Genomic DNA, 24,795 nt, shown 5'->3' with positions numbered 1-24,795 from the left:
AAACTAATTTGATTTGGCAGAAACGGTTAAACTATCAATTGGTGTGGCAACATCAGGTTTTTGTTGTTTTAAAAACTCGGCGTATCCCAACATAAACTTATCATATAATAAATCGGCAACTAATTTAGAACCGCGATAATTAAAATGCGTATAATCTTTATTGGCTTTGGCTGGTTCTCCGTCAGCCCATTTCACCATAGCACCCGAACCGCCCATTAATTGATACAGGTTAATAAAACCTGATTCGGTATCGCGAGCATAATTTTGTTGCGCTTGAATTAAAGGAACAACAGCAGAATCGGTTTGCATTTGTGCGTTGTATTTGGTTGCTTTATCCGCAACCGAAACAACAACAATAGCAACATTAGGCATGGCAGCACGTAAATGTGCAATAACGGTTTTCATTCGGTTTTCGTACCAACCAAAATTTTTAGAACCGTTACCTAAAACGTTAGTTCCGTATTGTAAAATTATTAAATCATACTGCAACTTAGCATCAAAAGCTTTTAAAACATCCGATTTTAAACTGGTTAATGGTAAGCCAGAATTGCCTCGGTTAGAAAAATTATCTACATAAACCCCTGACTCGCTTTCAAAATCAACTCCGTAAAACGGAATGGAATCTGCGTTTTGAAACACCAATTTTAATTTTTTACCAGAATCTGTTAACGGTAAAACGTTAAGTAATTGTGACGGATTTAGCGTTTTGTACACCGTATCTTTATCTTGAATTACCAATAACTTACCGTTTTTGTTTTTTGACTTTCCGTAATATAAAACCGGTTTAGCTAAACTGGTTAAATGTTTAAAGTATGATGCTTCGTAATTTACCCAATACGATGCATTGGTATCGTTAGCAAAAAACACATTACCGCTTACCCCAAAAGGTGATGAATAACTTTTGGTGTTTACGAACGAAACGGTTTTCCATTTTTTAGAATGCTGATGTTTAACAGTACCACGAGATGCAGAAGATTCTGAAGCAATATTTACAAAACCCACACCATTACCGCCAAAACGATCCTGAAAATTGGCTCTAAAATCTTGCACAATCATATCGCCATCGTTCATAGAATCGCCATAATAAGCAATACGAACATTGCCTTTTCCGGTTTGTTCTAAACGATGTAGTTTTTCGAAAAATGCAACCAAATGTTGGTAGCCCACATAATCGGTTTCGGTAAACGCGTAGTTGTTGGGTTTGCGTGAAGAAGCATTTGAAGTTGAGGCCGAATCCGAAACTACAACTTGTGTTACAACTTCTTCTTCCGCTAATGCTTCTAACATTAAGCTATCTACCACAATATTTTTTAAAGATGCTTGCGCTTCTGGAAAAAGTTTTGTTGGTAAAAAAGGCTTTAGTAAAACAAAAGCAACTATGGAAAGTACCATAATTGCTAATGTTTGTAAAAAATATTTTGTTTTATTTTGTTTCACTATATGATTGAACTTATAAAATTCGGAATAGTAAAAATAAGGAATTACATTCGATTTGGCACCTGGATTCCTAACAATCCGAAAGCCAACTTAATAATTTCGCCTACTTTTTTAGAAATTTGTACTCTAAAAACTTTTTTAACTTCATCTTCTTCCCCTAAAATAGAAACGGTTTGATAGAATGAGTTGTATTCACGTACCAAATCATAAATATAATTAGCTAGTAATGCTGGGCTATGATTTTTGGCTGCATCTTGAATTACATTCGGGAAAAGTTCCATTACTTTAATTAGTTCTTTTTCCTTTTCATGCAATTCTGGTAATTCTATATTTTGAGTAATATCAAAATCAGCTTTACGTAAAATAGATTGAATACGTGCGTATGCATATTGAATAAACGGCCCTGTATTACCAGCAAAATCAATAGATTCTTTCGGGTTAAACAAAATGCGTTTTTTAGGATCTACTTTTAAAATGTAATATTTTAAGGCACCTAAACCAATAATGGTAAACAATTCATTTTTTTCTTGGTCGGTATAGCCATCTAATTTGCCTAATTCTTCAGATATTTCACGAGCGGTTTGTGTCATATCATCCATTAATTCATCGGCATCAACTACAGTACCTTCGCGCGATTTCATTTTTCCGGTTGGTAAATCTACCATTCCGTATGATAAATGGTATAAATGATCGGCCCAATCAAATCCTAATTTTTTAAGGATTAAGAAAAGTACTTTAAAGTGATAATCTTGCTCATTACCTACGGTGTAAACCAAACCACCAACATCAGGAAAATCTTTAATACGCTGAATGGCCGTACCAATATCTTGAGTCATGTAAACTGAAGTTCCGTCAGAACGTAAAACCAATTTTTCATCTAAACCTTCTTCGGTTAAATCAATCCAAACTGAGTTATCTGGTTTGCGATAAAAAACGCCACGTGCTAAACCATCTTCTACTACATCTTTTCCTAATAAATAGGTATTTGATTCGTAATAATAGCTATCAAAATCTACTCCTAAATTTTTATAGGTTACAGCAAACCCGTCGTAAACCCATTGGTTCATAGTTTTCCAAAGTTCAATAACCTCAGGTTTACCAGCTTCCCAATCAACCAACATTTGTTTGGCTTCTTTAAAAATAGGTGCTTCTTTTTTGGCATCATCTTCACTTAGGCCTTGCGCCATAAGTTCGCTAATTTGAACTTTATATTCTTTATCAAAAGCTACATAAAAATCGCCCACTAATTTATCGCCTTTTTTACCAGATGATGCCGGAGTTACGCCTTCGCCAAACTTTTGCCATGCCAGCATCGATTTGCAAATGTGAATACCGCGGTCGTTAATTACTTGGGTTTTATATACTTTTTTACCAGATGCTTTAATTATTTCGGCTACCGAGTAACCTAACAAGTTGTTACGTACGTGGCCTAAATGCAGCGGTTTGTTGGTATTTGGCGACGAATATTCTACCATAATTGCTTTGTCTGAAGGATTAGGTGCTACCGTACCAAAAGATGCATTGCTTTTAATGGTGTTAAAAAAGTTTACGTAATACGAGTCAGAAACTACCAGGTTTAAAAAACCAGAAACCACGTTAAAACGTGAAATTGCTGAAAGATTTTCTACCAAATAGGTTCCGATTTTGTTACCTAATTCTACCGGATTAGATTTTACTTGTTTTAGTAATGGAAAAATTACAACGGTAATATCGCCTTCAAATTCTTTTCGTGTTGCCTGAAATTCTACTTTATCAATAGAAACTTCGAATAAATTTTGTACGGCTTTTTGAATTTGATCTGTAAGGAGTTGCGTTAACGTCATGAATTTAATTTTTTGAACAAGCAAAGATACGCTTATTTAGAGTAAATAGTAACTTTTAGCACCCATATTTTTATAATAGCATTGCAAAAAAAATAATAATAAAATGTAAAAATTATTGTAACATTTTATTAAATAATTTGTCTTATAGGTAAATCAATCACAATCAAATAAATCAAAAAACATGAACATTAAATTATTGCTTAGTTTGTTTATGCTTAACCTTGGGGTGGCATTTGCACAAAACAATGGTAAAGTAAGTGGTAAAGTTATAGATAGTGAAACTAGCGAATCTATTCCGTTTGCAACCTTACAAGTACTTTCTGACGGGGCTGTTTTACTTACTGACGTTACCGATTTAGACGGTAATTTTACTTTACGTAACTTACCATTAAAACCGTTACAACTTACCATTCAGTTTATTGGGTACCAAAACCTTACAAAACCTTTTGTGTTATCACAAAACATTCAGGACCTTAACTTAGGCAACGTTTTAATACAAAGCCAAGATATTCAGTTAGAAGAAGTAACCATTGTTGCTGAACGCTCTACAACCGAACAAAAAATTGACCGTAAGGTTATTAACGTAGGTCGAGATTTATCTACCGTAGGTGCAACTGCTTCAGATATTATGAATAACATTCCATCGGTAAACGTAGATCAGGATGGAAAACTTTCTTTACGCGGTAACAGCAATGTACGCGTTTTAGTTGACGGGCGCCCAAGCAATATGGATGTTGCGATGTTGTTAAAACAAATACCATCAACCGCCATTAAATCAATCGAAATTATTACCAATCCTTCGGCTAAATACAACCCAGAGGGTATGTCTGGAATTATTAATATCATTCTGCACAAAAACTCGATGGACGGGTTTAACGGTTCGTTTTCATCAGGCATTACCTTTGCTAAAAGAGCAAAATTTAACAACTCATTTAATGCCAATTACCGCACAGGTAAAGTAAACTTTTTTGCAACCTTAGGTAACAATTCGGGCGAATACTTAAACGGTGGGTATTTATATATTGATCAAGACGAATCTACACAGCTAATTGATGTAAGAAGTAAAAACAGAAATGAATTTTTTAAAGTTGGGGTAGATTATCACATTAACGATAAAAACACAGTTTCGGTTTACACCAATCAATCGTACGGTAACCAACGTTTCAGCGTGAATTCTGATGTTTTGTTGGCAGATCCAACCTTATCTTTTTACTCAGACGATTCGTTTAAAAACAAAAACAGAAACAGCATTTACAACGTAGCCTATAAAAAGTTATTTAAAAAAGAAGGCGAAACTTTAGATTTTGAAGCAACTTACAACCATGCAAAAGGCAATCAAAACAGCTTTTTTGTATTAAACGGCATTGACACCAACCAACAAGATCATACAAAAGCTAAAGATGAATCTACTATAATCAATTTAGATTATGTGAATCCATTAACAGAAAAAATTAATTTAGAATTAGGAGCCGAAGCCCGCATTACCAACACAACCAATCATTATCTAACCAATCGTGCAGGTATAGAAAATGCTGACTTTAGCTATAACTTTAATATATTTTCGGCATACGCAACCTTAGGGCAAAAGTTCGATAAATTATCGTACAAATTGGGTGCACGTTTAGAGCGTTACGAGGTAAAAGCCGATTACCAAACTACCACACAAAACGAACCGTTTAAAAACAAATATTTTACCGTTTACCCATCGGCATACGTAAATTACGAAGTAAACGAAACCAACAGCTTAAACTTAAGCATATCACGTCGTGTAGACCGCCCGTCTATATCACAAACCAAACCAATCAGAACCTTTTCTACCCCACGCGTAACCGGAATTGGTAACCCAGAGTTATTACCGCAGTTTACCAACTCGATAGAATTGGCATACACCAAAAAAATTAACAAAAGCAGCATAAACGCAAACGTGTATTACCGCGACATTCACGACGAAATTTCGCAAGTGTTTTTAAACGACGAAAATGCTAACCCAGACGAATTTAAAATGATTCAAACCTACACCAACTTTTCAGGTAACAATTCATTCGGATTCGAATTATCAGCCAACCTAAAAGTGACAGATTGGTGGGACATGCAACCCAGCTTAGATTTATCTAGCATGAAGCAAAACGGACAATTAGCCGTTTACAACCCAACAATAAACCAATATGTAATAGAAAAACACACTGTAAACACAACACCATTAAACGCACGTTTAAACAACAATTTTAAAATAACCAAAAACTTACGTTTAACTTGGTTTGGCTTTTACAGATCGTCTGTTAAAGAGTTACAAGCCGAAGCAAAGCCAATGTATAAGACTGATATTGGAGCACGTTACTCATTTTGGGACCAAAAAGCAAACATTAACTTACGCTTTAATGATGTTTTTAACACCCTACGCTACCGTGTAAATACAACCAACCCCTATCCAGGTTATGGTAACTTTCATTGGGAAAGTCAGTCTTTATTCGTTGGTTTTAACGTAATGTTTGGTGGCGGTAAAAACAGAGCTTTACAACGCAAAGCACGCGAAAATAACGAATCTAACAAATCAGGAATGTTTTAAGCGCGTTACCCTCGCACACAAAATAACACAAAAATGCATAAAGCGGATTGCTCGGGTCGGGCTATCCGCTTTATCTTTTATTCCACTGCGTTACATAAAAGGATATCGCTGCTATCCCTAACGCAAAAGCTGCGCAGGTTTAAGTAAACTCTTAAGCAAGACTTCGGCAACTCTTAAGCAAGAGTTCAAACTCTTATAACTATGCAAAATTAAAACTGATTAAAACTAAACAAAAATTTCTCGTTGACCGAAAGGAAACTTCTTAATTATAAATACCATCCTAGAATTAAAAAACAAAAAATATTGAATATATTTATAATTAAACATAGTTATATATTAAGGTATAAGCTTCAAAAAAAAATCATGATAAATAAAATATTACAACTAGCGGCAAGCATCATAATTTTTAGTACAGCGGCTACTGCACAGGTTGAAGCTAAATATATTGGATATAGATATAAAAAAGATTTTAGTAAAAAATATTATACTTTAGAATTTTATATTGAAAACAACACGAAAGACACGCTATTTTTTTCAGAAAAAGATATAGAATACAAAGTAAAAAACGGAGAAACTATTCTAAAAAACAAATTTAATGTTACTTATTTAAGCAAGATATATGCTAATTTACCTCCACAACGAAGAGAATTTATTAGTGATAATGAAAAAAAATATAGAACAAAAATTTACAAAACAGCACACGATCGCGCTGTAAAAGTAGTTGAAAAAAATAGTCATATATTTAAAAACTATAGCGAGACACGTAAAAGTTATGCCGCAGGAACAATAAAAAGTTATATATACGTAGTACCACCTAATGATTTTTATGTTTATAGAATTTATTTTGATAACGAAAAACTAAATCATTATTCAGAAGTTGAAGTTGAATACATTAAAAACGATTATTTTATTGGTTATAAAACAGAAGAATACCCTGAAGGGTTAAGATTAAAATGGTGATAAAATAGAATAAGAAAATTAGGAATGAAATTTTCTGTTAGAAATATAAATAACTTACAACGGTTTGAAATGAATAATATAAAGAAAATACAAATTTACTATAAAGCAGTATTTTATACTGTTGTAATGGTATCTTTAATTAGTTGTAAAACTGAAACTAGAACATACGAAAGCATTATTATAGTTAAAACCAATATGGAGGTTTTATTAGATTCGATAGATATGTTTGATTGGACACAAATTCCAACACCAATACAAAATAACTTTTCTGATAAACAATTTCAGGTAGAAGTTATAGATACAATTTTATATGAAGCAAATTATAAAGAAATATTTAGATCTAAAATAAACGCTAACAATCTAAATTATAATTTTTACACATATAAATTAGATTCTACTTTTATACAACAACCAAAAACAAAATCTATTAAACTAGTCGAAAAGAGTACGAATGACATTTATACGCTTACAATATATTTTTCCAATTTATTTATAACAGAATCGAATAAGTTTGCAAGCATTATTGTTACAAAAGTGATAGGAAATTCAATGACAAAAGATATTTATTTTTTTGAAAAAAAAAATAACAAGTGGAAACTATTAAATAAAAAAAACATATTAATTGGCTAAACCATTTACATGATGTTTTATAAATTGACAAAGAGACTAGCAATAACAAAACATTACTTCACAAAATAATATAACCAAAAACTCCTCATCATTTCTGATGAGGAGTTCTTCTCTCGGTGGGCGATAAGGGATTCGAACCCCTGACCCCCTCGGTGTAAACGAGGTGCTCTGAACCAGCTGAGCTAATCGCCCGATACAAAAAACCTTAATCTATTTTTAAATACATTAAGGTTTTTAAAAAAAGGCAGCGACATACTCTCCCACATAAATGCAGTACCATCTGCGCTAACGAGCTTAACTTCTCTGTTCGGGATGGGAAGAGGTGAGCCTCGTTGCAATAACCACCTTAAATCGGTTTGCTATATCTAGCAATATATGGTTGACCCTATTACAATAGTTGTTCTATACAAACTCTTCTACTTTTATTAGAAAGAAGTCCTCCTGCCTACTTAATTTCAGCAGGAGACAAATACATAAGCTTACGGGTTATTAGTACTACTCGACTATGACATTACTGCCTTTACATCTATAGCCTATCAACGTTGTCATCTACAACGACCCTTTAAAGAAATCTAATCTTGTGGTGGGTTTCGCGCTTATATGCTTTCAGCGCTTATCCCTGCCCAACGTAGCTACTCAGCGATGCACCTGGCGGCACAACTGATACACCAGAGGTTAGTCCAATTCGGTCCTCTCGTACTAGAATCAGATCCACGCAAATTTCTAACGCCCACAGTAGATAGAGACCGAACTGTCTCACGACGTTCTGAACCCAGCTCGCGTGCCACTTTAATGGGCGAACAGCCCAACCCTTGGGACCTTCTCCAGCCCCAGGATGTGACGAGCCGACATCGAGGTGCCAAACCCCCCCGTCGATATGAGCTCTTGGGGGAGATCAGCCTGTTATCCCCGGCGTACCTTTTATCCTTTGAGCGATGGCCCTTCCATGCGGAACCACCGGATCACTATGCTCTACTTTCGTACCTGATCGACCTGTATGTCTCTCAGTCAAGCTCCCTTATGCCATTGCACTCTACGCACGGTTACCAAGCGTACTGAGGGAACCTTTAGAAGCCTCCGTTACTCTTTTGGAGGCGACCACCCCAGTCAAACTACCCACCAAGCAATGTCCTCTGCAACGCAGAGTTAGACCTCAGATAAGCAAAGGGTGGTATTTCAACAATGACTCCACAACGCCTAGCGACGCCACTTCATAGTCTCCCACCTATCCTACACATCACTTATCCAAGAACAATACTAAGCTATAGTAAAGGTGCACAGGGTCTTTTCGTCCCACTGCGGGTAAACGGCATCTTCACCGTTACTACAATTTCACCCGAGCTCATGGCTGAGACAGTGTCCAGATCGTTACACCATTCGTGCAGGTCGGAACTTACCCGACAAGGAATTTCGCTACCTTAGGACCGTTATAGTTACGGCCGCCGTTTACTGGGGCTTCAATTCAATGCTTCTTCTTGCGAATAACATCTCCTCTTAACCTTCCAGCACCGGGCAGGTGTCAGACCTTATACGTCATCTTACGATTTTGCAAAGCCTTGTGTTTTTGATAAACAGTCGCCTGGACCTTTTCACTGCGGCCAGCATTGCTGCTGGCGACCTTTCTCCCGAAGTTACAGGTCTATTTTGCCTAATTCCTTAGCCATGAATCTCTCGAGCGCCTGAGGATACTCTCCTCGACTACCTGTGTCGGTTTACGGTACGGGTTCTAATAATCTATGTTTAGAGGTTTTTCTTGGAAGCCCTTAGGCACACTATCACGCCATCCGAAGATTTTGTGTACTATCGTATTTCACCAAGACCTGCGCATTTTACTACAAGTCCTATAGTTACGTACTTTAACGAACTATTCCGTCAGTCCGCGGTGCTTTCATCACTCCGTCACCCCATCACAATTATTAGAAGTACGGGAATATTAACCCGTTGGCCATCGACGTCCCCCTTCGGGTGTGCCTTAGGTCCCGACTAACCCTAAGCTGATTAGCATAGCTCAGGAAACCTTAGTCTTACGGCGGGAGGGTTTCTCGCCCTCCTTATCGTTACTTATGCCTACATTTGCTTTTCTAAACAGTCCAGCATACCTCACAGTACACCTTCAACCCAGTTTAGAATGCTCCCCTACCACTTGCGCTTAGCGCAAATCCATAGCTTCGGTAGTATACTTATGCCCGATTATTATCCATGCTCGTTCGCTCGACTAGTGAGCTGTTACGCACTCTTTAAATGAATGGCTGCTTCCAAGCCAACATCCTAGCTGTCTAAGCAAACAAACCGCGTTTTTTCAACTTAGTATACATTTGGGGACCTTAGCTGATGGTCTGGGTTCTTTCCCTCTCGGACATGGACCTTAGCACCCATGCCCTCACTGCTGTAAAACATTTATTAGCATTCGGAGTTTGTCAGGAATTGGTAGGCGGTGAAGCCCCCGCATCCAATCAGTAGCTCTACCTCTAATAAACTAAAACAGCGCTGCACCTAAATGCATTTCGGGGAGTACGAGCTATTTCCGAGTTTGATTGGCCTTTCACCCCTACCCACAGATCATCCCAAGACTTTTCAACGTCAACGGGTTCGGTCCTCCATTTAGTGTTACCTAAACTTCAACCTGTCCATGGGTAGATCACACGGTTTCGCGTCTACCACTACTGACTAAAGCGCCCTATTAAGACTCGCTTTCGCTACGGATCCACACCTAAAGTGCTTATCCTTGCCAGCAACGGTAACTCGTAGGCTCATTATGCAAAAGGCACGCCGTCACCCCATAAAAGGGCTCCGACCGCTTGTAAGCGTATGGTTTCAGGATCTATTTCACTCCGTTATTCACGGTTCTTTTCACCTTTCCCTCACGGTACTGGTTCACTATCGGTCTCTCAGGAGTATTTAGCCTTACCGGATGGTCCCGGCAAATTCAATCAGGGTTTCACGTGCCCCGACCTACTCAGGATACCACTATCTATTACATCGCTTACTTATACGAGACTATCACCCTCTTCGGTTAACCTTTCCAGGTTATTCTAATTCGCTTTGCATAAAATATCGTGGTCCTACAACCCCAATATTGCCGTAACAATATTGGTTTGGGCTGTTCCGCGTTCGCTCGCCACTACTTACGGAATCACTCTTGTTTTCTTCTCCTCCGCCTACTTAGATGTTTCAGTTCAGCGGGTTTGCTCATCTTTCGATGTGACTAGTCTTCAACTAGACAGGTTGCCCCATTCGGATATCTACGGATCTATTCGTGTGTGCCAATCCCCGTAGCTTTTCGCAGCTTATCACGTCCTTCATCGCCTCTGAGAGCCTAGGCATCCCCCATACGCCCTTAATTTGCTTATGTATGAGTTTTCTACACAGAACTTGCGTTCTACTGTAAAAAAATTATTTTTTTTCTTTCTACTTTTTGTTTGTATTTTCTATTGCAATATGTCAATGAACGGTTATTTAGATATTTATCTAAAATCGTGGAGAATATCGGAGTCGAACCGATGGCCTCCTGCGTGCAAGGCAGGCGCTCTAGCCAGCTGAGCTAATCCCCCATTCTTCTATGTGAATGTTGAATCCTTGTTGATAGTATCTCAACACCCAACCCTAGAATTTCCTTTTTTTATCTATAAACAAAATAGTAGTCCCGCCCAGACTCGAACTGGGGACCCCTACATTATCAGTGTAGTACTCTAACCAGCTGAGCTACGAGACTCTGTATTTTACTTATAAATTTTTGAACTAACAGCGAGAGTAATTTCAATATAAAGTTGAACCTATCAATACTTCTCTAGAAAGGAGGTGTTCCAGCCGCACCTTCCGGTACGGCTACCTTGTTACGACTTAGCCCCAGTCACTAGTTTTACCCTAGGCAGCTCCTTGCGGTCACCGACTTCAGGTACCCCCAGCTTCCATGGCTTGACGGGCGGTGTGTACAAGGCCCGGGAACGTATTCACCGGATCATGGCTGATATCCGATTACTAGCGATTCCAGCTTCACGGAGTCGAGTTGCAGACTCCGATCCGAACTGTGACCGGTTTTGTAGATTCGCTCCTACTCGCGTAGTGGCTGCTCACTGTACCGGCCATTGTAGCACGTGTGTGGCCCAGGACGTAAGGGCCGTGATGATTTGACGTCATCCCCACCTTCCTCGCAGTTTACACTGGCAGTCTCGTTAGAGTTCCCGACATCACTCGATGGCAACTAACGACAGGGGTTGCGCTCGTTATAGGACTTAACCTGACACCTCACGGCACGAGCTGACGACAACCATGCAGCACCTTGTAAATTGTCCGAAGAAATATCTGTTTCCAAATACGTCAATCTACATTTAAGCCCTGGTAAGGTTCCTCGCGTATCATCGAATTAAACCACATGCTCCACCGCTTGTGCGGGCCCCCGTCAATTCCTTTGAGTTTCAAACTTGCGTTCGTACTCCCCAGGTGGGATACTTATCACTTTCGCTTAGTCACTCAGTCCGAAAACCGAACAACTAGTATCCATCGTTTACGGCGTGGACTACCAGGGTATCTAATCCTGTTCGCTACCCACGCTTTCGTCCATCAGCGTCAATACTTTGTTAGTAACCTGCCTTCGCAATTGGTATTCCATGTAATATCTATGCATTTCACCGCTACACTACATATTCTAGTTACTTCACAAAAATTCAAGCCCAGCAGTTTCAATGGCAATTTTACAGTTAAGCTGCAAACTTTCACCACTGACTTACTAGGCCGCCTACGGACCCTTTAAACCCAATGATTCCGGATAACGCTCGAATCCTCCGTATTACCGCGGCTGCTGGCACGGAGTTAGCCGATCCTTATTCGTATAGTACCGTCAAGACCCCTCGCAAGGGATGGTTTCTTCCTATACAAAAGCAGTTTACAATCCATAGGACCTTATTCCTGCACGCGGCATGGCTGGTTCAGAGTTGCCTCCATTGACCAATATTCCTCACTGCTGCCTCCCGTAGGAGTCTGGTCCGTGTCTCAGTACCAGTGTGGGGGATCTCCCTCTCAGGACCCCTACCCATCATCGTCTTGGTAAGCCGTTACCTTACCAACTAACTAATGGGACGCATGCCCATCTTATACCGTAATCTTTAGTCTTATATTGATGCCAATCTAAAACACCATAAGGCGTTAATCCAAATTTCTCTGGGCTATTCCTTAGTATAAGGTAGGTTGCATACGCGTTACGCACCCGTGCGCCGGTCTCAAAGCAGCAAGCTGCTTCTACCCCTCGACTTGCATGTGTTAGGCCTGCCGCTAGCGTTCATCCTGAGCCAGGATCAAACTCTTCATCGTATATTTTTATTATTGTACGATTGCTAGGTCTTTTTTTCTTTAATACGAGATTACTCTCTTACTTTTTTGCTGTCAATTCAATATATCAATGAACGTAATCGTTACTTCTTTTTTAACGCATCCCGTGTTTTTCACAGTTGCGAGTGCAAAAGTAAAACTTATTTTTAATCTTACAAAACTTTTTTAGAAAAATATTTTTTTTTTCTTTTTTAACCGGTTTTAGCCGATTTTAAAAGCGTTTTGAAGATTACAATAGGTTTATGAACTTGAGATAAAAAAACAAGGCATATATCCTTGTTTGCGATGGCAAAGATAGTACCTTTTTTTTATCGCAAACAAATAAAAATGCATCTTTTTAAAAACTATTTTTTAAAACGTTCATTTTGTGAAGGGTTAGCCCTCAAAAAAAATACTTTTTTGGTTGGCAGCGCGCGTGAGGGATTGAAGCGGCATCCTTTGAGGGGTAAAAAATGGGGGAACAATTTGTGTTTTGAAGCTAGCTTATGGTAATAAAAAGCGATACTTTTTGAAATTGCCCCGAAAAGATAAAGCGGAAAGCCCGGCCCGAGGATACAAGGGACACGCCATAAATAATTATTAGTCAACAATTAATTTGCCTTTATACAACTCAACAACATCAATAGTTAGTGGAGCTTGTTTGAGGTAAACATTACCATATCCATAAATGGTACCTTTAATACTTTGCAAAGCATTTATGTACATATTATTTGTACTACGTTGAATGATACGAACATGATTTGCCTGAAAGTTATATGCTTCTAACCTAGAACCTCCACCCCAAAACGAAACAGATAAATTATTAGCTTGCCCAGTAAGAACAAATGACGATAAATTATTGGTTTGAATAATTAAATTGTTTGTATTGATATTAATATGAAAAACACTTGAAGCATTTTTCATTGTTAATCCATGTTCGATTGTTAAATTTGGGAAAAATAAAGTTTGTTTGGCATACATATTAAACTGAGAATTAGAATATATATGGATAAGATTTGGTGTATAAACTTTTATGACGGCCGGCTTGACATAACCTAAAGTGCAGGTTAAACTGTTTTTTAAGAAAAGCTCACCATCTGTAACTTGAAACGAAACATATTTTTGAGAATGATGACCGGTTTGAATTTCAATTTTATGAACAGGATGCTCAATAAGTTCTACCTCAACTCCTTCACCAACATTTAATTTTGAAAAATCAGATAATTGAACAACTTGCGAGGTAATAGCTCCAGTTGCACCCAAACAGTCGTCTAACTTATCGGGTGAACAAGTAATAAAAAAAAGGCCAAAAAGTAAAATATAAAATTTACGCATGTTATAATTGATATCCTAATGAAAATTCTAACGCTTCGGCTTGTGCTAAATGCGTTTTTAAACTGATTCCGCCAGAAAACTTGGGACTAATGTGATAACGCAATCCGATACGTTGGTATATATCACCTTGCTTTTTTGAAGGATTGTAAACATAAGCTCCCGCCTGAATATCGAGCGAAAGTTTGGCGATTAACATTTCGTAACCCAAAAATACCCCAACGCGCTTGTAATCTTTATTCGGATCTAAACCCAACTCCGGAAAAACAGTTGCTTCGTAAACAATAAGTTCTTTTAAATAACGCATCCAAAACATATCAGCACCAAGCTGAAAAACAGATTTAGGCGAAACTTGTTTGGCTGCATAAAAACTTGCAACGTAAAAAGGCTTGGTGCCACTATTAGGAACATCACTTTCGTTAAAACCGGTTCTAAAAAATAAATTATATTTTATTTTTTTACTAAAACTCGGTTTATCATATTCTATATAATTTACTGGCTGATTATTAGTAAATGTATAATTTAATCCAACCGCTAAGGCTAACGTATTGGTGCTTGTATTTGGCGCCTTGGTATTGGCGTTAGAATGATGCACAAAATTAACACCAATTTGCGCTCCAACATTTTTAAAAATATTAGGTTTAGAATAGCTTAAAGAAAAATAAGTTGACGGCATAACTCGGGCGCCGTATGCAACATTTAAATAATTGGTATTTTTATTAAAAGGATATGTGCTATATGCAATACCTTGTGCTACCCGAAATTGCAAATTGCGTTTCAAAAAATAAAAATTCATATGGGCATAAAGCCCATACAAATTTCCTAAAATCTCATTTTTATTATTTTGATATTGAAAAGAAACACCGTAGTCAGGGTAATTATACAATGTCTGCCAAGCTTGGGTACCAAAAGTTTTTTTGTTATAACTAAGTTGTACGCCTTCTGGCATACCGGTTATTAAATGCAAAATATTTTTATTGTGTGGTAAAAAACTACCGTAAAAATAATTGGCTTCTATTGTATGTTGTCTTACCTGCGTAAAGGCAATTAGTGGAATAAAGCAAATCGTAAAAATAAAAAACCTCATGTATTAACTGTTGTAAAACGTCAGCGCACTTTGCATCGTTTGGGTAAACGCTTGGTGCACTTGTTCACCATTTTTAGTAGTTAACGGAAAAGGAACCATATGCGTATACGGAAAATCAAAATCTTTTACCTCTACCTCAATAGCAATAGATCGGCGAGCGCCTTTTAATGTATTTAAAGATTCTACCGGTGGGGCAACCTCATCTTGCTCTAAAACCAAAGCTTTAATTCGGCCTTCTAAATCTTTAAAACGCTCTTCGCGTTCGGCTTGAAAATGATTGTAACGCAACATGGTTTTAAACCAACTTTCTTCAGGATGCATACTTGGATTTTGGTAATGCCCTAATCTGGAGTCGGAACTAAAGTTAGTTGTTAGCAACTGCGCAAAAACTTTTTGCATGGCAATGGCAGCGCGTGCATCCATTATATATTTAGAAATAGGAAACATACGATCTATTGTCATTCCGCCACAAAAACAAAACAATTTAGAGTTTGAAAAAATATTGTTTGGGTTTGACATCATTAAAATAATGGATAAAAAAGAACCGATAGAATAGCCAAACAAGTTAATAGTTGCCTCAGGTTTAATTAAGTTGAATTGGCCTGCTTTTATACTATTTACAATTTCTATAATATCGTGGTAAGATTGTAAACCCGACCAAAACATGCGTTGCGGCTGGGTTTCCATTCTAGAACTTATAGCTGCGTTTACGTAAGATGAATCTGAATTTTCGAACAAATCGGTTGCTCGGATTTGCGCAATTTGAAACATTAATTTTCGATCGCTCCATTGCTCTGGCGCACGATCCATATGAAAAGAAATAGGATACAACAAAACGCCACGCTTTGATCGGGTGGCTAATTCGTGCGCCCAAGGCAAATATTTATCCCATTTTTTTTCGTTTAAACCATGAAATAAAATCACCAAATCATCAACCACATCAACATCATCCGGTTTTATTAACGAAATGGTGTAAGATAAATTTTCTTGAATAAAGTAATCAGGAACATCTAAAGAATGATGATCTGAAACTTTATCATTTGAATTGAATTTTTGAAAATCGAGTTGATGTTCGGCGCAACTTAACATATCTGAACCATGTAAAATACCGTGAGCACCAATAGATTTAAATGTTTTTTTATGGATTGAAACACCCAATTCTGGATAAACGGCATTTTGCGTAGTTGCATCAAAAGCCGCTTTCATTTTGGAATGGATTTCGTGATATAGCATAGGTTCTTTTTTTATTTCACTAAATTTAACAAAAAAATGCGAAAGGCAACTGCTAAAAAAGCTGCTGCGCTATAAATTTGGTGTGTTTGGAGTTACTCATGGTGTAAAAATGCAATGCAGGCACTCCAAACTTGATTAATTCTTTACATTGGTTTACCGACCATTCTAATCCGATTTGAGAAATGGTTGACGAACAATCTGCTTTTAATAGTTCTTGCACCAAAGCTTCTGGCAAATCAATATAAAAATTTTTTGGAATGGAACTTAATTGTCCAACAGCAGTTAACGGTTTAATACCTGGAATGATAGGAACCTGAATACCATTTTCACGGCATTTAGTAACAAAATCAAAATATTTTTGATTATCATAAAACATTTGCGTTACAATGTAGTTTGCTCCTAAATCTACCTTTTGTTTTAAATAATGCATATCTAAACTTAAGTTAGCCGATTCAAAATGTTTTTCGGGATAACCGGCTACGCCAATGCAAAAATCGGTTGCATGGGTTTCTTGTAACTCATCATCTAAATATTTACCATGGTTTAAACCAACAACTTGCTGAACCAGCTCGTTAGCAAAGGCATGACCGCCAGGTTCGGGTACAAATGTTTTTTCGGTTTTAATCGGATCACCACGTAAAACCAAAACATTATCAATGCCTAAAAAATTTAAATCGATTAAGGCATCTTCGGTATCTTCTTTTGTGAATCCGCCGCAAATAAGATGCGGAACGGCATCAATTTTATAATGATTTTGAATGGCCGAGCAAATAGCCACGGTACCCGGACGTTTACGTACCGAATATTTTTTTAACAATCCGTTTTCTTTTTGTTTATAAATATATTCTTGACGGTGATAGGTTACATCTATAAACGCAGGTTTCAACTCAACCAACGGATCTAAGGTTTTAAATGTGCAATTAATATCTTGGCCCTTAACAGGAGGTAAAATTTCTAACGAAAATAATGTTTTCCCTTTGGCTTGTTCTATATGTTCGGTAATTTTCATGATAAGTTTTCTGTTTTTAGGTTTAGCTTCCTTCCTAAAAAAATTGGCATTCGTTTTTAAATTATTCGGTAATAATTGGGCTTAACCATTTGTTGGCTTCATCTAAACTAATATCACGACGTTGAGCATAATCAGCCACCTGATCGGGCTTTATTTTACCTAAACCAAAATATTTACTTTGGGCATTTGCAAAATAATAACCAGAAACCGATGATGCGGGCCACATAGCCAAACTTTCTGTAACCTCAACACCAATTGCTCGGGTTACATCGAGCACTTTAAAAATGGTTCTTTTTTCTAAATGATCAGGACAAGCCGGATAACCTGGTGCCGGACGAATACCTTGGTACTTTTCTTGAATTAAATCTTCATTACTTAATGTTTCATTGGTTACATAGCCCCAAATGTTTTGGCGAACTTGTTCGTGCAAATATTCGGCAAAAGCTTCGGCCAATCTATCACCTAAAGCTTTTACTAAAATGGCATTGTAATCGTCGTGCAAGCTTTCAAAATATTTTGCTTTTTCTTCCACTTTAATTCCTGTGGTTACGCAAAACATACCCACATAATCGGTAACATTTGCAGTTTTGGGCGCAACAAAATCGGACAAAGCAATGTTGGGCGCTCCTGCTGTTTTTTGTGATTGCTGGCGTAATGTTAGTAATGTACTAAGTACTTGCCCATTTTCGTCGTACAATTCAATATCATCATCATTAATTGTATTTGCAGGAAAAATGCCTAAAATTCCTTGTGGCTGAAACCAATTTTCTGCAATACAAGTTTGTAACATGGCTTGCGCATCAGCAAACAATTCCGTTGCTTGTTCACCCACTACCTCATCGGTTAAAATGGCTGGATATTTACCGTACAATTCCCACGATCTGAAAAACGGCGTCCAATCTATATAAGGTACTAATTGTTGAACCGAAACTTGTATTTGCTTTTTACCTATAAAATTGGGTTTAACAATTTGCTGTGCTGCCCAATCGATTTTAAATTTATTTTCGCGTGCTGCTTGAATGCTTAAATATTTTTTATCGCGTGCACGGTTTAAATAATCGCTTTTAAGTTTGGTATATTCTTCATGAATGGCATTTTTAAATTCTTGATTGGTTTCGGGTTGCAATAAGCTATTTACAACGGTTACCGAACGAGAAGCATCAACTACATGCACCACCGATCCAGAATATTCTGGTGCAATTTTAACGGCGGTATGTGCACGCGAAGTTGTTGCCCCACCAATAAGCACTGGTATTTTACTCGAAACTTTTTCTAGTTCTTTGGTAAGATGCACCATTTCGTCTAACGACGGCGTAATTAATCCGCTTAAACCAATAACATCAACCTCGTTTTTAATTGCTTCTTCAATAATTTTTTCGGGCGGCACCATAACGCCTAAATCAATAATTTCAAAATTATTACAAGCCAAAACAACGGCAACAATATTTTTACCAATATCGTGAACATCACCACGAACGGTTGCCATAAGTATTTTTGGCACCTGATTTTCGATAATTTGTGTTGGATTATTTTTTTTAGATTCTTCTATAAACGGCAATAAATAAGCTACAGCTTTTTTCATTACGCGAGCCGATTTTACTACCTGAGGTAGAAACATTTTACCCGAGCCAAACAAATCACCTACTTCATTCATTCCGATCATTAAATTCTGCTCAATTACTTGAATGGGTTGTGGCGCTATTTGTCGCGCTAGTTCAATATCTTCTAAAATAAATTCGTCAACGCCTTTAACTAAGGCATATGTAATTCTTTCTTGCAGCGGATAGCTACGCCATTCTAAAACTTTAGTTTCGGTAACTTTATCGGTTTGAATGAGTGAATCTGCAAAAGTTAACAATCGTTCGGTTGCATCTTCCCTTCTATTTAAAAGTACATCTTCTACATATTCTAAAAGTTCAGCATCAATTTGATTGTAAACTTCTAACATTTCAGGATTTACAATGCCCATGTTCATACCGTGTTGAATGGCATGATATAAAAATGCAGCATGCATAGCTTCGCGTACCTTATTATTGCCGCGAAAAGAAAACGAAACATTACTTACTCCGCCTGAAACATTGGCGTAGGGTAAATTTTCGCGAATCCATTTTGTTGCATTAAAAAAATCGAGCGCGTTGTTGTTGTGCTCCTCCATTCCGGTTGCAACCGGGAATATATTCGGATCGAAAATAATATCTTGTGGAGGGAAATGTACCTGATTTACTAAAATATCGTAAGATCTTTTACAAATTTCGATGCGGCGTTCTAAGTTATCTGCTTGTCCAACCTCATCGAAAGCCATTACTACCACAGCAGCGCCGTATCGCTTAATAAGTTTTGCGTGCTCAACAAACAAAGCTTCGCCTTCTTTCAAACTAATTGAGTTTACGATACCTTTACCTTGAATTACTTGCAAACCAGCTTCTATAATTTCCCATTTTGAGCTATCAATCATAATCGGTACTCGAGCAATATCAGGTTCTGATGCAATAAGATTTAAAAAAGTTACCATAGCTTGTACGCCATCTAACATACCTTCGTCCATGTTGATGTCAATAATTTGTGCACCACCTTCTACTTGTGTACGAGCAACATCAAGGGCTTCTTCAAACTTTTCTTCTTTAATTAGACGTAAAAACTTTTTAGATCCGGTAACATTAGTACGTTCACCAACATTTATAAAATTAGATTCTTTGGTTACAAACAAAGGTTCTAACCCCGAAAGAGCTAAAACCGGAGGTATAAACGTTGCTTGAATAGTATTTTTTAGCTCTCGATTATTTTCGGTAGCTGCAACTGCCTCAGCAATTTTTTTAATATGTTCTGGGCTTGTACCGCAACAACCACCAATAATTTGAACTAAATTATCATCTAAATATTCTTGAATAAGCACTTGCATTTCTTGCGGCGTTTGATCGTATTCGCCAAACGCATTAGGCAAACCTGCATTGGGATGTGCAGAAATACTTACCGAGGTATGTTTTGCAAGTTGTTTTAAATAAGGTTTAAGTTGATCTGCTCCTAAAGCACAGTTAAAACCAATACTTAAAAGCGGAATATGAGAAATTGAAATTAAAAAAGCATCAACCGTTTGTCCGGATAAGGTTCTACCCGATGCATCCGTAATGGTTCCTGAAACCATTATTGGCACGTCAATATTACGTTCTTCACGAACTTGATCGATTGCAAAAAGTGCAGCTTTTGCGTTTAAGGTATCAAAAATAGTTTCGACCAGCAAAACATCTACCCCACCATCAAGCAAAGCTTCTACTTGTTGTTTGTATGCCAAACGCAGTTCGTTAAACGTAACAGCACGATAGCCCGGATTGTTCACATCGGGCGACATAGATGCCGTACGATTGGTTGGCCCAATAGCACCAGCAACATAGCGCGGTTTTTGCGGGTTTACTTGTGTGAATTGGTCGGCAACTTGCTTGGCAATTTTTGCGGATTCGTAATTTAACTGATACACATAATCTTGCAAATGATAATCTGCCACTCCAATGGTAGTACTAGAAAACGTATTGGTTTCAATAATATCAGCCCCAGCTTCTAAATATTTACGATGCACTTCTTGCACCGCTTGCGGTTGGGTGATCGACAACAAATCGTTATTTCCTTTTAATGGATATGGGAAATTTTTAAACAAATCGCCTCGAAAATCTTGCTCAGAAAATTTATATTGTTGTAACATGGTTCCCATAGCGCCGTCTAGCACTAAAGTTTTGTGTTTAATAATTTCCTGAATTGGCGCTTTATGCAAAATACAGTGAGAATCAGACATTTTATATCGTATTAAGTTAATGTAATACGTTGGCTTTTAGCCCCGATTGCAACGATATCCTTTATTTGTTGGTTTAAACAAATAAAGATTTAGCGCAAAGCGGGAACTTAGTGAATACAATTCGCTAACGTATAAGCTTCTTAAAAAAATAAAATGTTATCAGTGAAAATTGCAGCGGAATGCTAAAAAATGTGGGTTATCTTTCCTTATTATAATAGGTAGAATGTAGCACCTTCTCTAAAGTTAGAGGGTTGCTAAGGCTTCATTGGGTCTAATCCCTCTGCCTTTCGTGATAACATCAAAATGTTTAAGAACCTTGTAAAATTACGTTTTATTATTTAAATCTGCAAGTTTACAAGGTTTGTGGCTTGTTAAATTTTGAGTTACTTTAAATTTAAATTAAAGTGGGTTACTATATCTTTATAACTTTCTAAACCGACAGAAATACGGATTAATCCTTCGGTTAAATGCGCTTGTTTTAATTCTTCTTTACTTAATTTACTATGCGTAGATGATGCCGGATGAGTAATAATAGTACGCGTATCTCCTAAATTTGCCGAAACAGAGAAAAAGGAATTTGCATCTATAAACGCTTTTCCAGCATCTTTACCGTCGTGCAACTCGAACGCAACAATGGTTCCGCCGGTTTGCATTTGTTTTTTTGCAATGGCATACTGCGGATGCGAAGGTAAAAACGGATATTTTACCGATTTAACTTTTGGATGTTGCTCTAAATACGTTGCCAATTGTAATGCATTTTGACTTTGTTTTTCGACACGTAAACTTAGCGTTTCTAAACTTTTAGATAACAACCAAGCGTTAAATGGCGCCAAAGCAGGTCCGGTATTGCGTGAAAATAAATAAATTTCACGAATCAAATCTTTAAAACCAACAGTTACGCCGCCAAGCACCCTACCTTGTCCGTCTATTAATTTGGTTGCAGAATGAATAACTAAATGTGCACCTAATGAAATAGGATTTTGAACAAATGGTGTAGCAAACGTATTATCTACCACCAATAACAAATTATGCTTATTAGCAATTTGCCCTAACAATTGTAAATCAATCACATCAACTCCAGGATTTGTTGGCGTTTCAACAAACAAGATTTTTGTGTTTTGTTGAATAGCAGCTGTAATAGTTTCTGGTTTGTTGATATCAAAATACGTGGTAGAAATATTCCACTTCGGTAAATATTTAGTAAACAACGTATGGGTAGAACCAAAAATACTGCTAGCAGAAACCACATGATCGCCCGCATTTAAAAACGGTACTAAAGTATTGTAAACAGCAGCCATGCCGGTAGCAAACGCAACACCATCTTCAGCTTCTTCAAGCAACGCAATTTTTTCTATAAATTCAGAAACATTAGGATTACTAAAGCGCGAATATATATTTCGATCTTTTTCTTCTGCGAATGATGCACGCATATCTTCAGAATCTTCAAAAACAAAACTTGACGTTAAATACAACGGCGCACTGTGTTCTAGAAATTGCGAACGTTCTATTTGGGTTTTAATGGCTAAGGTATCTTTTTCCATAAATTAATTTTTAGATGCTAAACGTAAAATATCACCAAAAACGCCTCGGGCAGTTACCTTGGCTCCTGCTCCTGCTCCTTGAATAATAATCGGATTATCTCCGTACGATTCGGTATAAATTTCGAAAATTGAATCAGATCCTTTTAATTGTCCTAAAGCGGTAAATGCAGAAACAGCAATTAGTTTAGTTTCTAAAATACCTTTTGCTTGTTGTAAATCGCCCGAAAGTTCGCCTACATATCGCAAAACGTGGTTGGGTTCTAATTTATTTTTTAGATCTTGATAATACGGATCTAACTTATCTGTTTGATTTAAAAATTCGGTTACCGATAAAGCTTGTAACGGCTCAGGAATTAAGTTTTGAATTTTAATTTCGTCAAACTCATTTTCTAACTCCAATTCACGAGCCAAAACCAGCAATTTACGTGCAACATCGTTTCCTGATAAATCTTCGCGCGGATCGGGTTCGGTATAACCGTTAGCAATGGCTTGTTGTAAAATGGCACTAAAAGGTTGATTTTCCACCGAAAAGTTATTAAACAAATACGATAACGTGCCCGAAAAAACACCTGTAATTTTAGTAATATTTTCGCCCGATAAATGCAGCAACTTAATGGTGTCAATCAAAGGTAAACCTGCACCTACGTTGGTTTCGTACAAATATTCTTTATTGTTTTTATGTAAAGTTTCGCGAAGCGATTGATAAAATTTAAACGAAATGGTATTGGCAATTTTGTTTGATGAAATTAAATGAAAATCACCGTTAACCAAAAGCTCATAATTATTTATAAAGGTTGTAGATGCCGTATTGTCAACCGCAATTAAATTTTCTAGTTGATGCTGTTTGGCAAAATCAATAACTTGTTGCACCGAATAACCTTCGGGTTGTTGCGAAATTTGATCCAACCATTGGTTAGAAATTCCATTTTCATTCAACAACAAACGTTTAGAATTAGCAACAGCAAAAATGTTTAAGTAAATGCCTTTGCGTTTGGCAATGTTTTGCTGAGATTCTAAAATTTGACTTATTAAAGTTCCGCCAACTAATCCGTGCCCAAATAAGGCTAAATTAATTACTTTAACTTCTGTATTAACTGCAGTTGGCTGTTTATGTAAGGCTTGTACTAAGGTTTCCATGTTAAAAATATTTTTTTATAATTTTAGTAATTTGCTCAAATTCAATTAAAAATGCATCATGCCCATGAATAGAATGAATGGTTGCAAATTCACTTTTGGAAAAAGAGCGAATGGTTTGAAATGTTTGGTTTTGCTCGGCTTCTGTAAACATTAAATCGGAATCAACAGCAATAAGTTGAATTTTTCCGGTAAAGGTTTGAGCCCAGCTTTTTAAATCTGATTCTTGTTTGGATGCACCAATGGTTTTAAGCAAATGATTCATGGCTTTATATGCAGCAAGCTTGAATCGGTTTTGCAAACTTTCGCCATGAAAACGTAACCAATTTTCTACTTTATATTCGTTTTTATCCGCTAAAAAATCACCTTTAAACTTGGCGTTTATTCCAGCTGGGCAACGATATAAAAACATAGCATGTTTACGCGCATCTTGAATTGGTTGCTTGGAATTATTTAATATAGACTCTTGAATAAATACGTTGCCAATTAACCAATCGGATGCCTTGTAATTGGTTGCAATAGGAATTAAATGCTGAATCCGATTGGGTTCTAAAAACGCCATTTCCCATGCTATTGCTCCACCTAAACTGCCACCAATTACTGCATAAACTTGTTTCACTTCTAAAGCTGTTAATGCTGTCCAATAATAACGTGCAATTGTTTGCGTTGTGAAATTTTTTAGATTAACTACCAGGTTTTTAGGTTCATTATCATATCCGTTGCCAGGAATATTAAAGGCAAGCACTGTAAATTTTTGGGTATTAATTGTTTTGCATTCTCCAATTAAATCTGTCCACCAACCGTTCAGACCAGCAACATTGCTATTTCCGGTTAACGCGTGATTTACCACAACAACGGGTGCTGTACCTAAAGCTGGACCAAAAACCTCATAACTTAATGCGATTTTTTGTATTGCATTTGTTGGCGAAACAATTGTGAGTTGGGATAGTGCCAT

At 37.1% G+C, this 24,795-nt stretch carries 13 protein-coding genes, 3 tRNA genes, 3 rRNA genes, 1 pseudogene and 1 riboswitch; of the genes and pseudogenes, 4 read left to right on the top strand and 16 right to left on the bottom strand.

The annotated features are described in order from the left end of the window. Nucleotides 1-3: 3 nt before the first annotated feature. Together K5I29_RS13310 and argS are read right to left on the bottom strand one after the other, a co-directional pair. Nucleotides 4-1,392 (bottom strand): GDSL-type esterase/lipase family protein, encoded by a 1,389-nt coding sequence (locus K5I29_RS13310; protein WP_264433844.1) that lies wholly within the window; start codon nucleotides 1,390-1,392, stop codon nucleotides 4-6. An 89-nt stretch (nucleotides 1,393-1,481) separates the two neighbouring features. Further along, complete coding sequence (gene argS / locus K5I29_RS13305; protein ID WP_264433843.1) at nucleotides 1,482-3,260, bottom strand: arginine--tRNA ligase; 1,779 nt, start codon at nucleotides 3,258-3,260, stop codon at nucleotides 1,482-1,484. 181 nt (nucleotides 3,261-3,441) lie between these two features. On the opposite strand from argS, the gene K5I29_RS13300 reads away from it, so the two are divergent. The 3 genes from K5I29_RS13300 (at nucleotide 3,442) to K5I29_RS13290 (ending at nucleotide 7,416) form a co-directional block, all read left to right on the top strand. Further along, nucleotides 3,442-5,826 (top strand): outer membrane beta-barrel family protein, encoded by a 2,385-nt coding sequence (locus K5I29_RS13300; protein WP_264433842.1) that lies wholly within the window; start codon nucleotides 3,442-3,444, stop codon nucleotides 5,824-5,826. A gap of 363 nt (nucleotides 5,827-6,189) precedes the next feature. Then, entirely contained in the window at nucleotides 6,190-6,786 is a 597-nt protein-coding gene (locus K5I29_RS13295; protein ID WP_264433841.1) for a hypothetical protein, read from the top strand. 24 nt (nucleotides 6,787-6,810) lie between these two features. Then, nucleotides 6,811-7,416, top strand: a complete 606-nt coding sequence (locus K5I29_RS13290; protein WP_264433840.1) for a hypothetical protein — start codon at nucleotides 6,811-6,813, stop codon at nucleotides 7,414-7,416. A 117-nt stretch (nucleotides 7,417-7,533) separates the two neighbouring features. Here K5I29_RS13290 and K5I29_RS13285 read toward each other — a convergent pair. The 6 genes from K5I29_RS13285 to K5I29_RS13260 form a co-directional block, all read right to left on the bottom strand. After that, a tRNA-Val gene (locus tag K5I29_RS13285) sits at nucleotides 7,534-7,608 on the bottom strand. 47 nt (nucleotides 7,609-7,655) lie between these two features. Beyond that, a 5S ribosomal RNA gene (rrf, locus tag K5I29_RS13280) occupies nucleotides 7,656-7,765 on the bottom strand. 120 nt (nucleotides 7,766-7,885) lie between these two features. Further along, nucleotides 7,886-10,768 (bottom strand): 23S ribosomal RNA (locus K5I29_RS13275). 125 nt (nucleotides 10,769-10,893) lie between these two features. Next, nucleotides 10,894-10,967 (bottom strand) — tRNA-Ala (locus K5I29_RS13270). 87 nt (nucleotides 10,968-11,054) lie between these two features. Then, a tRNA-Ile gene (locus tag K5I29_RS13265) sits at nucleotides 11,055-11,128 on the bottom strand. Nucleotides 11,129-11,207: 79 nt separating this feature from the next. After that, a 16S ribosomal RNA gene (locus K5I29_RS13260) occupies nucleotides 11,208-12,723 on the bottom strand. Together the 16S, 23S and 5S rRNA genes with 3 tRNA genes alongside form the textbook arrangement of a ribosomal RNA operon. 303 nt (nucleotides 12,724-13,026) lie before the next feature. Here K5I29_RS13260 and K5I29_RS13255 point away from each other — a divergent pair. Further along, a complete protein-coding gene (locus K5I29_RS13255; protein WP_264433839.1) occupies nucleotides 13,027-13,233 on the top strand; it encodes a hypothetical protein in 207 nt (68 codons plus the stop codon). 87 nt (nucleotides 13,234-13,320) lie between these two features. Here K5I29_RS13255 and K5I29_RS13250 read toward each other — a convergent pair whose 3' ends face one another. The 8 genes and pseudogenes from K5I29_RS13250 to K5I29_RS13215 form a co-directional block, all read right to left on the bottom strand. Next, the gene (locus K5I29_RS13250; protein WP_264433838.1) at nucleotides 13,321-14,055 is read right to left on the bottom strand and encodes a DUF2807 domain-containing protein; all 735 of its coding nucleotides are present in this window, start codon (nucleotides 14,053-14,055) and stop codon (nucleotides 13,321-13,323) included. A gap of 1 nt (nucleotide 14,056) precedes the next feature. Then, nucleotides 14,057-15,139 carry an acyloxyacyl hydrolase gene (locus tag K5I29_RS13245; RefSeq protein WP_264433837.1) on the bottom strand — a complete coding sequence of 361 codons (1,083 nt, stop codon included), beginning with the start codon at nucleotides 15,137-15,139 and terminating at the stop codon, nucleotides 14,057-14,059. 3 nt (nucleotides 15,140-15,142) lie between these two features. Further along, a complete protein-coding gene (locus tag K5I29_RS13240) occupies nucleotides 15,143-16,372 on the bottom strand; it encodes a DUF6051 family protein (protein ID WP_264433836.1) in 1,230 nt (409 codons plus the stop codon). Nucleotides 16,373-16,424: 52 nt separating this feature from the next. Then, nucleotides 16,425-17,381, bottom strand: coding sequence for a methylenetetrahydrofolate reductase [NAD(P)H] (gene metF / locus K5I29_RS13235; protein WP_264433835.1), 957 nt, complete (start codon nucleotides 17,379-17,381; stop codon nucleotides 16,425-16,427). Nucleotides 17,382-17,442: 61 nt separating this feature from the next. After that, nucleotides 17,443-21,165, bottom strand: coding sequence for a methionine synthase (gene metH / locus K5I29_RS13230; RefSeq protein WP_264433834.1), 3,723 nt, complete (start codon nucleotides 21,163-21,165; stop codon nucleotides 17,443-17,445). 193 nt (nucleotides 21,166-21,358) lie between these two features. Beyond that, a riboswitch (SAM riboswitch) is annotated at nucleotides 21,359-21,464 on the bottom strand. Between the two features lie 84 nt (nucleotides 21,465-21,548). Then, nucleotides 21,549-22,706: a trans-sulfuration enzyme family protein gene (locus K5I29_RS13225; RefSeq protein ID WP_264433833.1), complete on the bottom strand. Its 1,158-nt coding sequence runs from the start codon at nucleotides 22,704-22,706 to the stop codon at nucleotides 21,549-21,551. A gap of 3 nt (nucleotides 22,707-22,709) precedes the next feature. Continuing rightward, nucleotides 22,710-23,822, bottom strand: a pseudogene (locus tag K5I29_RS13220) (bifunctional aspartate kinase/homoserine dehydrogenase I); the annotation flags it as partial. A 22-nt stretch (nucleotides 23,823-23,844) separates the two neighbouring features. Then, on the bottom strand, nucleotides 23,845-24,795 hold the full coding sequence (locus K5I29_RS13215) for an alpha/beta fold hydrolase (protein WP_264433832.1): 951 nt from the start codon (nucleotides 24,793-24,795) through the stop codon (nucleotides 23,845-23,847).

Origin of the sequence: Flavobacterium agricola, assembly GCF_025919725.1 — a bacterium.
Lineage (GTDB): Bacteria > Bacteroidota > Bacteroidia > Flavobacteriales > Flavobacteriaceae > Flavobacterium > Flavobacterium agricola.
The sequence above is the reverse complement of the archived record's forward strand: the minus strand, read 5'-3'. Positions and strand labels throughout refer to the sequence as shown.

Bases quoted from the DNA above. Each gene is read 5' to 3' on its own strand.
- K5I29_RS13295 (WP_264433841.1), top strand. From the start codon at position 6,190: ATGATAAATAAAATATTACAACTAGCGGCAAGCATCATAATTTTTAGT.
- metF (WP_264433835.1), bottom strand. From the start codon at position 17,381: ATGAAAATTACCGAACATATAGAACAAGCCAAAGGGAAAACATTATTT.
- K5I29_RS13245 (WP_264433837.1), bottom strand. From the start codon at position 15,139: ATGAGGTTTTTTATTTTTACGATTTGCTTTATTCCACTAATTGCCTTT.
- argS (WP_264433843.1), bottom strand. From the start codon at position 3,260: ATGACGTTAACGCAACTCCTTACAGATCAAATTCAAAAAGCCGTACAA.
- K5I29_RS13300 (WP_264433842.1), top strand. From the start codon at position 3,442: ATGAACATTAAATTATTGCTTAGTTTGTTTATGCTTAACCTTGGGGTG.
- K5I29_RS13255 (WP_264433839.1), top strand. From the start codon at position 13,027: ATGGCAAAGATAGTACCTTTTTTTTATCGCAAACAAATAAAAATGCAT.
- K5I29_RS13215 (WP_264433832.1), bottom strand. From the start codon at position 24,795: ATGGCACTATCCCAACTCACAATTGTTTCGCCAACAAATGCAATACAA.
- K5I29_RS13250 (WP_264433838.1), bottom strand. From the start codon at position 14,055: ATGCGTAAATTTTATATTTTACTTTTTGGCCTTTTTTTTATTACTTGT.
- K5I29_RS13240 (WP_264433836.1), bottom strand. From the start codon at position 16,372: ATGCTATATCACGAAATCCATTCCAAAATGAAAGCGGCTTTTGATGCA.
- metH (WP_264433834.1), bottom strand. From the start codon at position 21,165: ATGTCTGATTCTCACTGTATTTTGCATAAAGCGCCAATTCAGGAAATT.
- K5I29_RS13310 (WP_264433844.1), bottom strand. From the start codon at position 1,392: ATGGTACTTTCCATAGTTGCTTTTGTTTTACTAAAGCCTTTTTTACCA.
- K5I29_RS13290 (WP_264433840.1), top strand. From the start codon at position 6,811: ATGAAATTTTCTGTTAGAAATATAAATAACTTACAACGGTTTGAAATG.
- K5I29_RS13225 (WP_264433833.1), bottom strand. From the start codon at position 22,706: ATGGAAAAAGATACCTTAGCCATTAAAACCCAAATAGAACGTTCGCAA.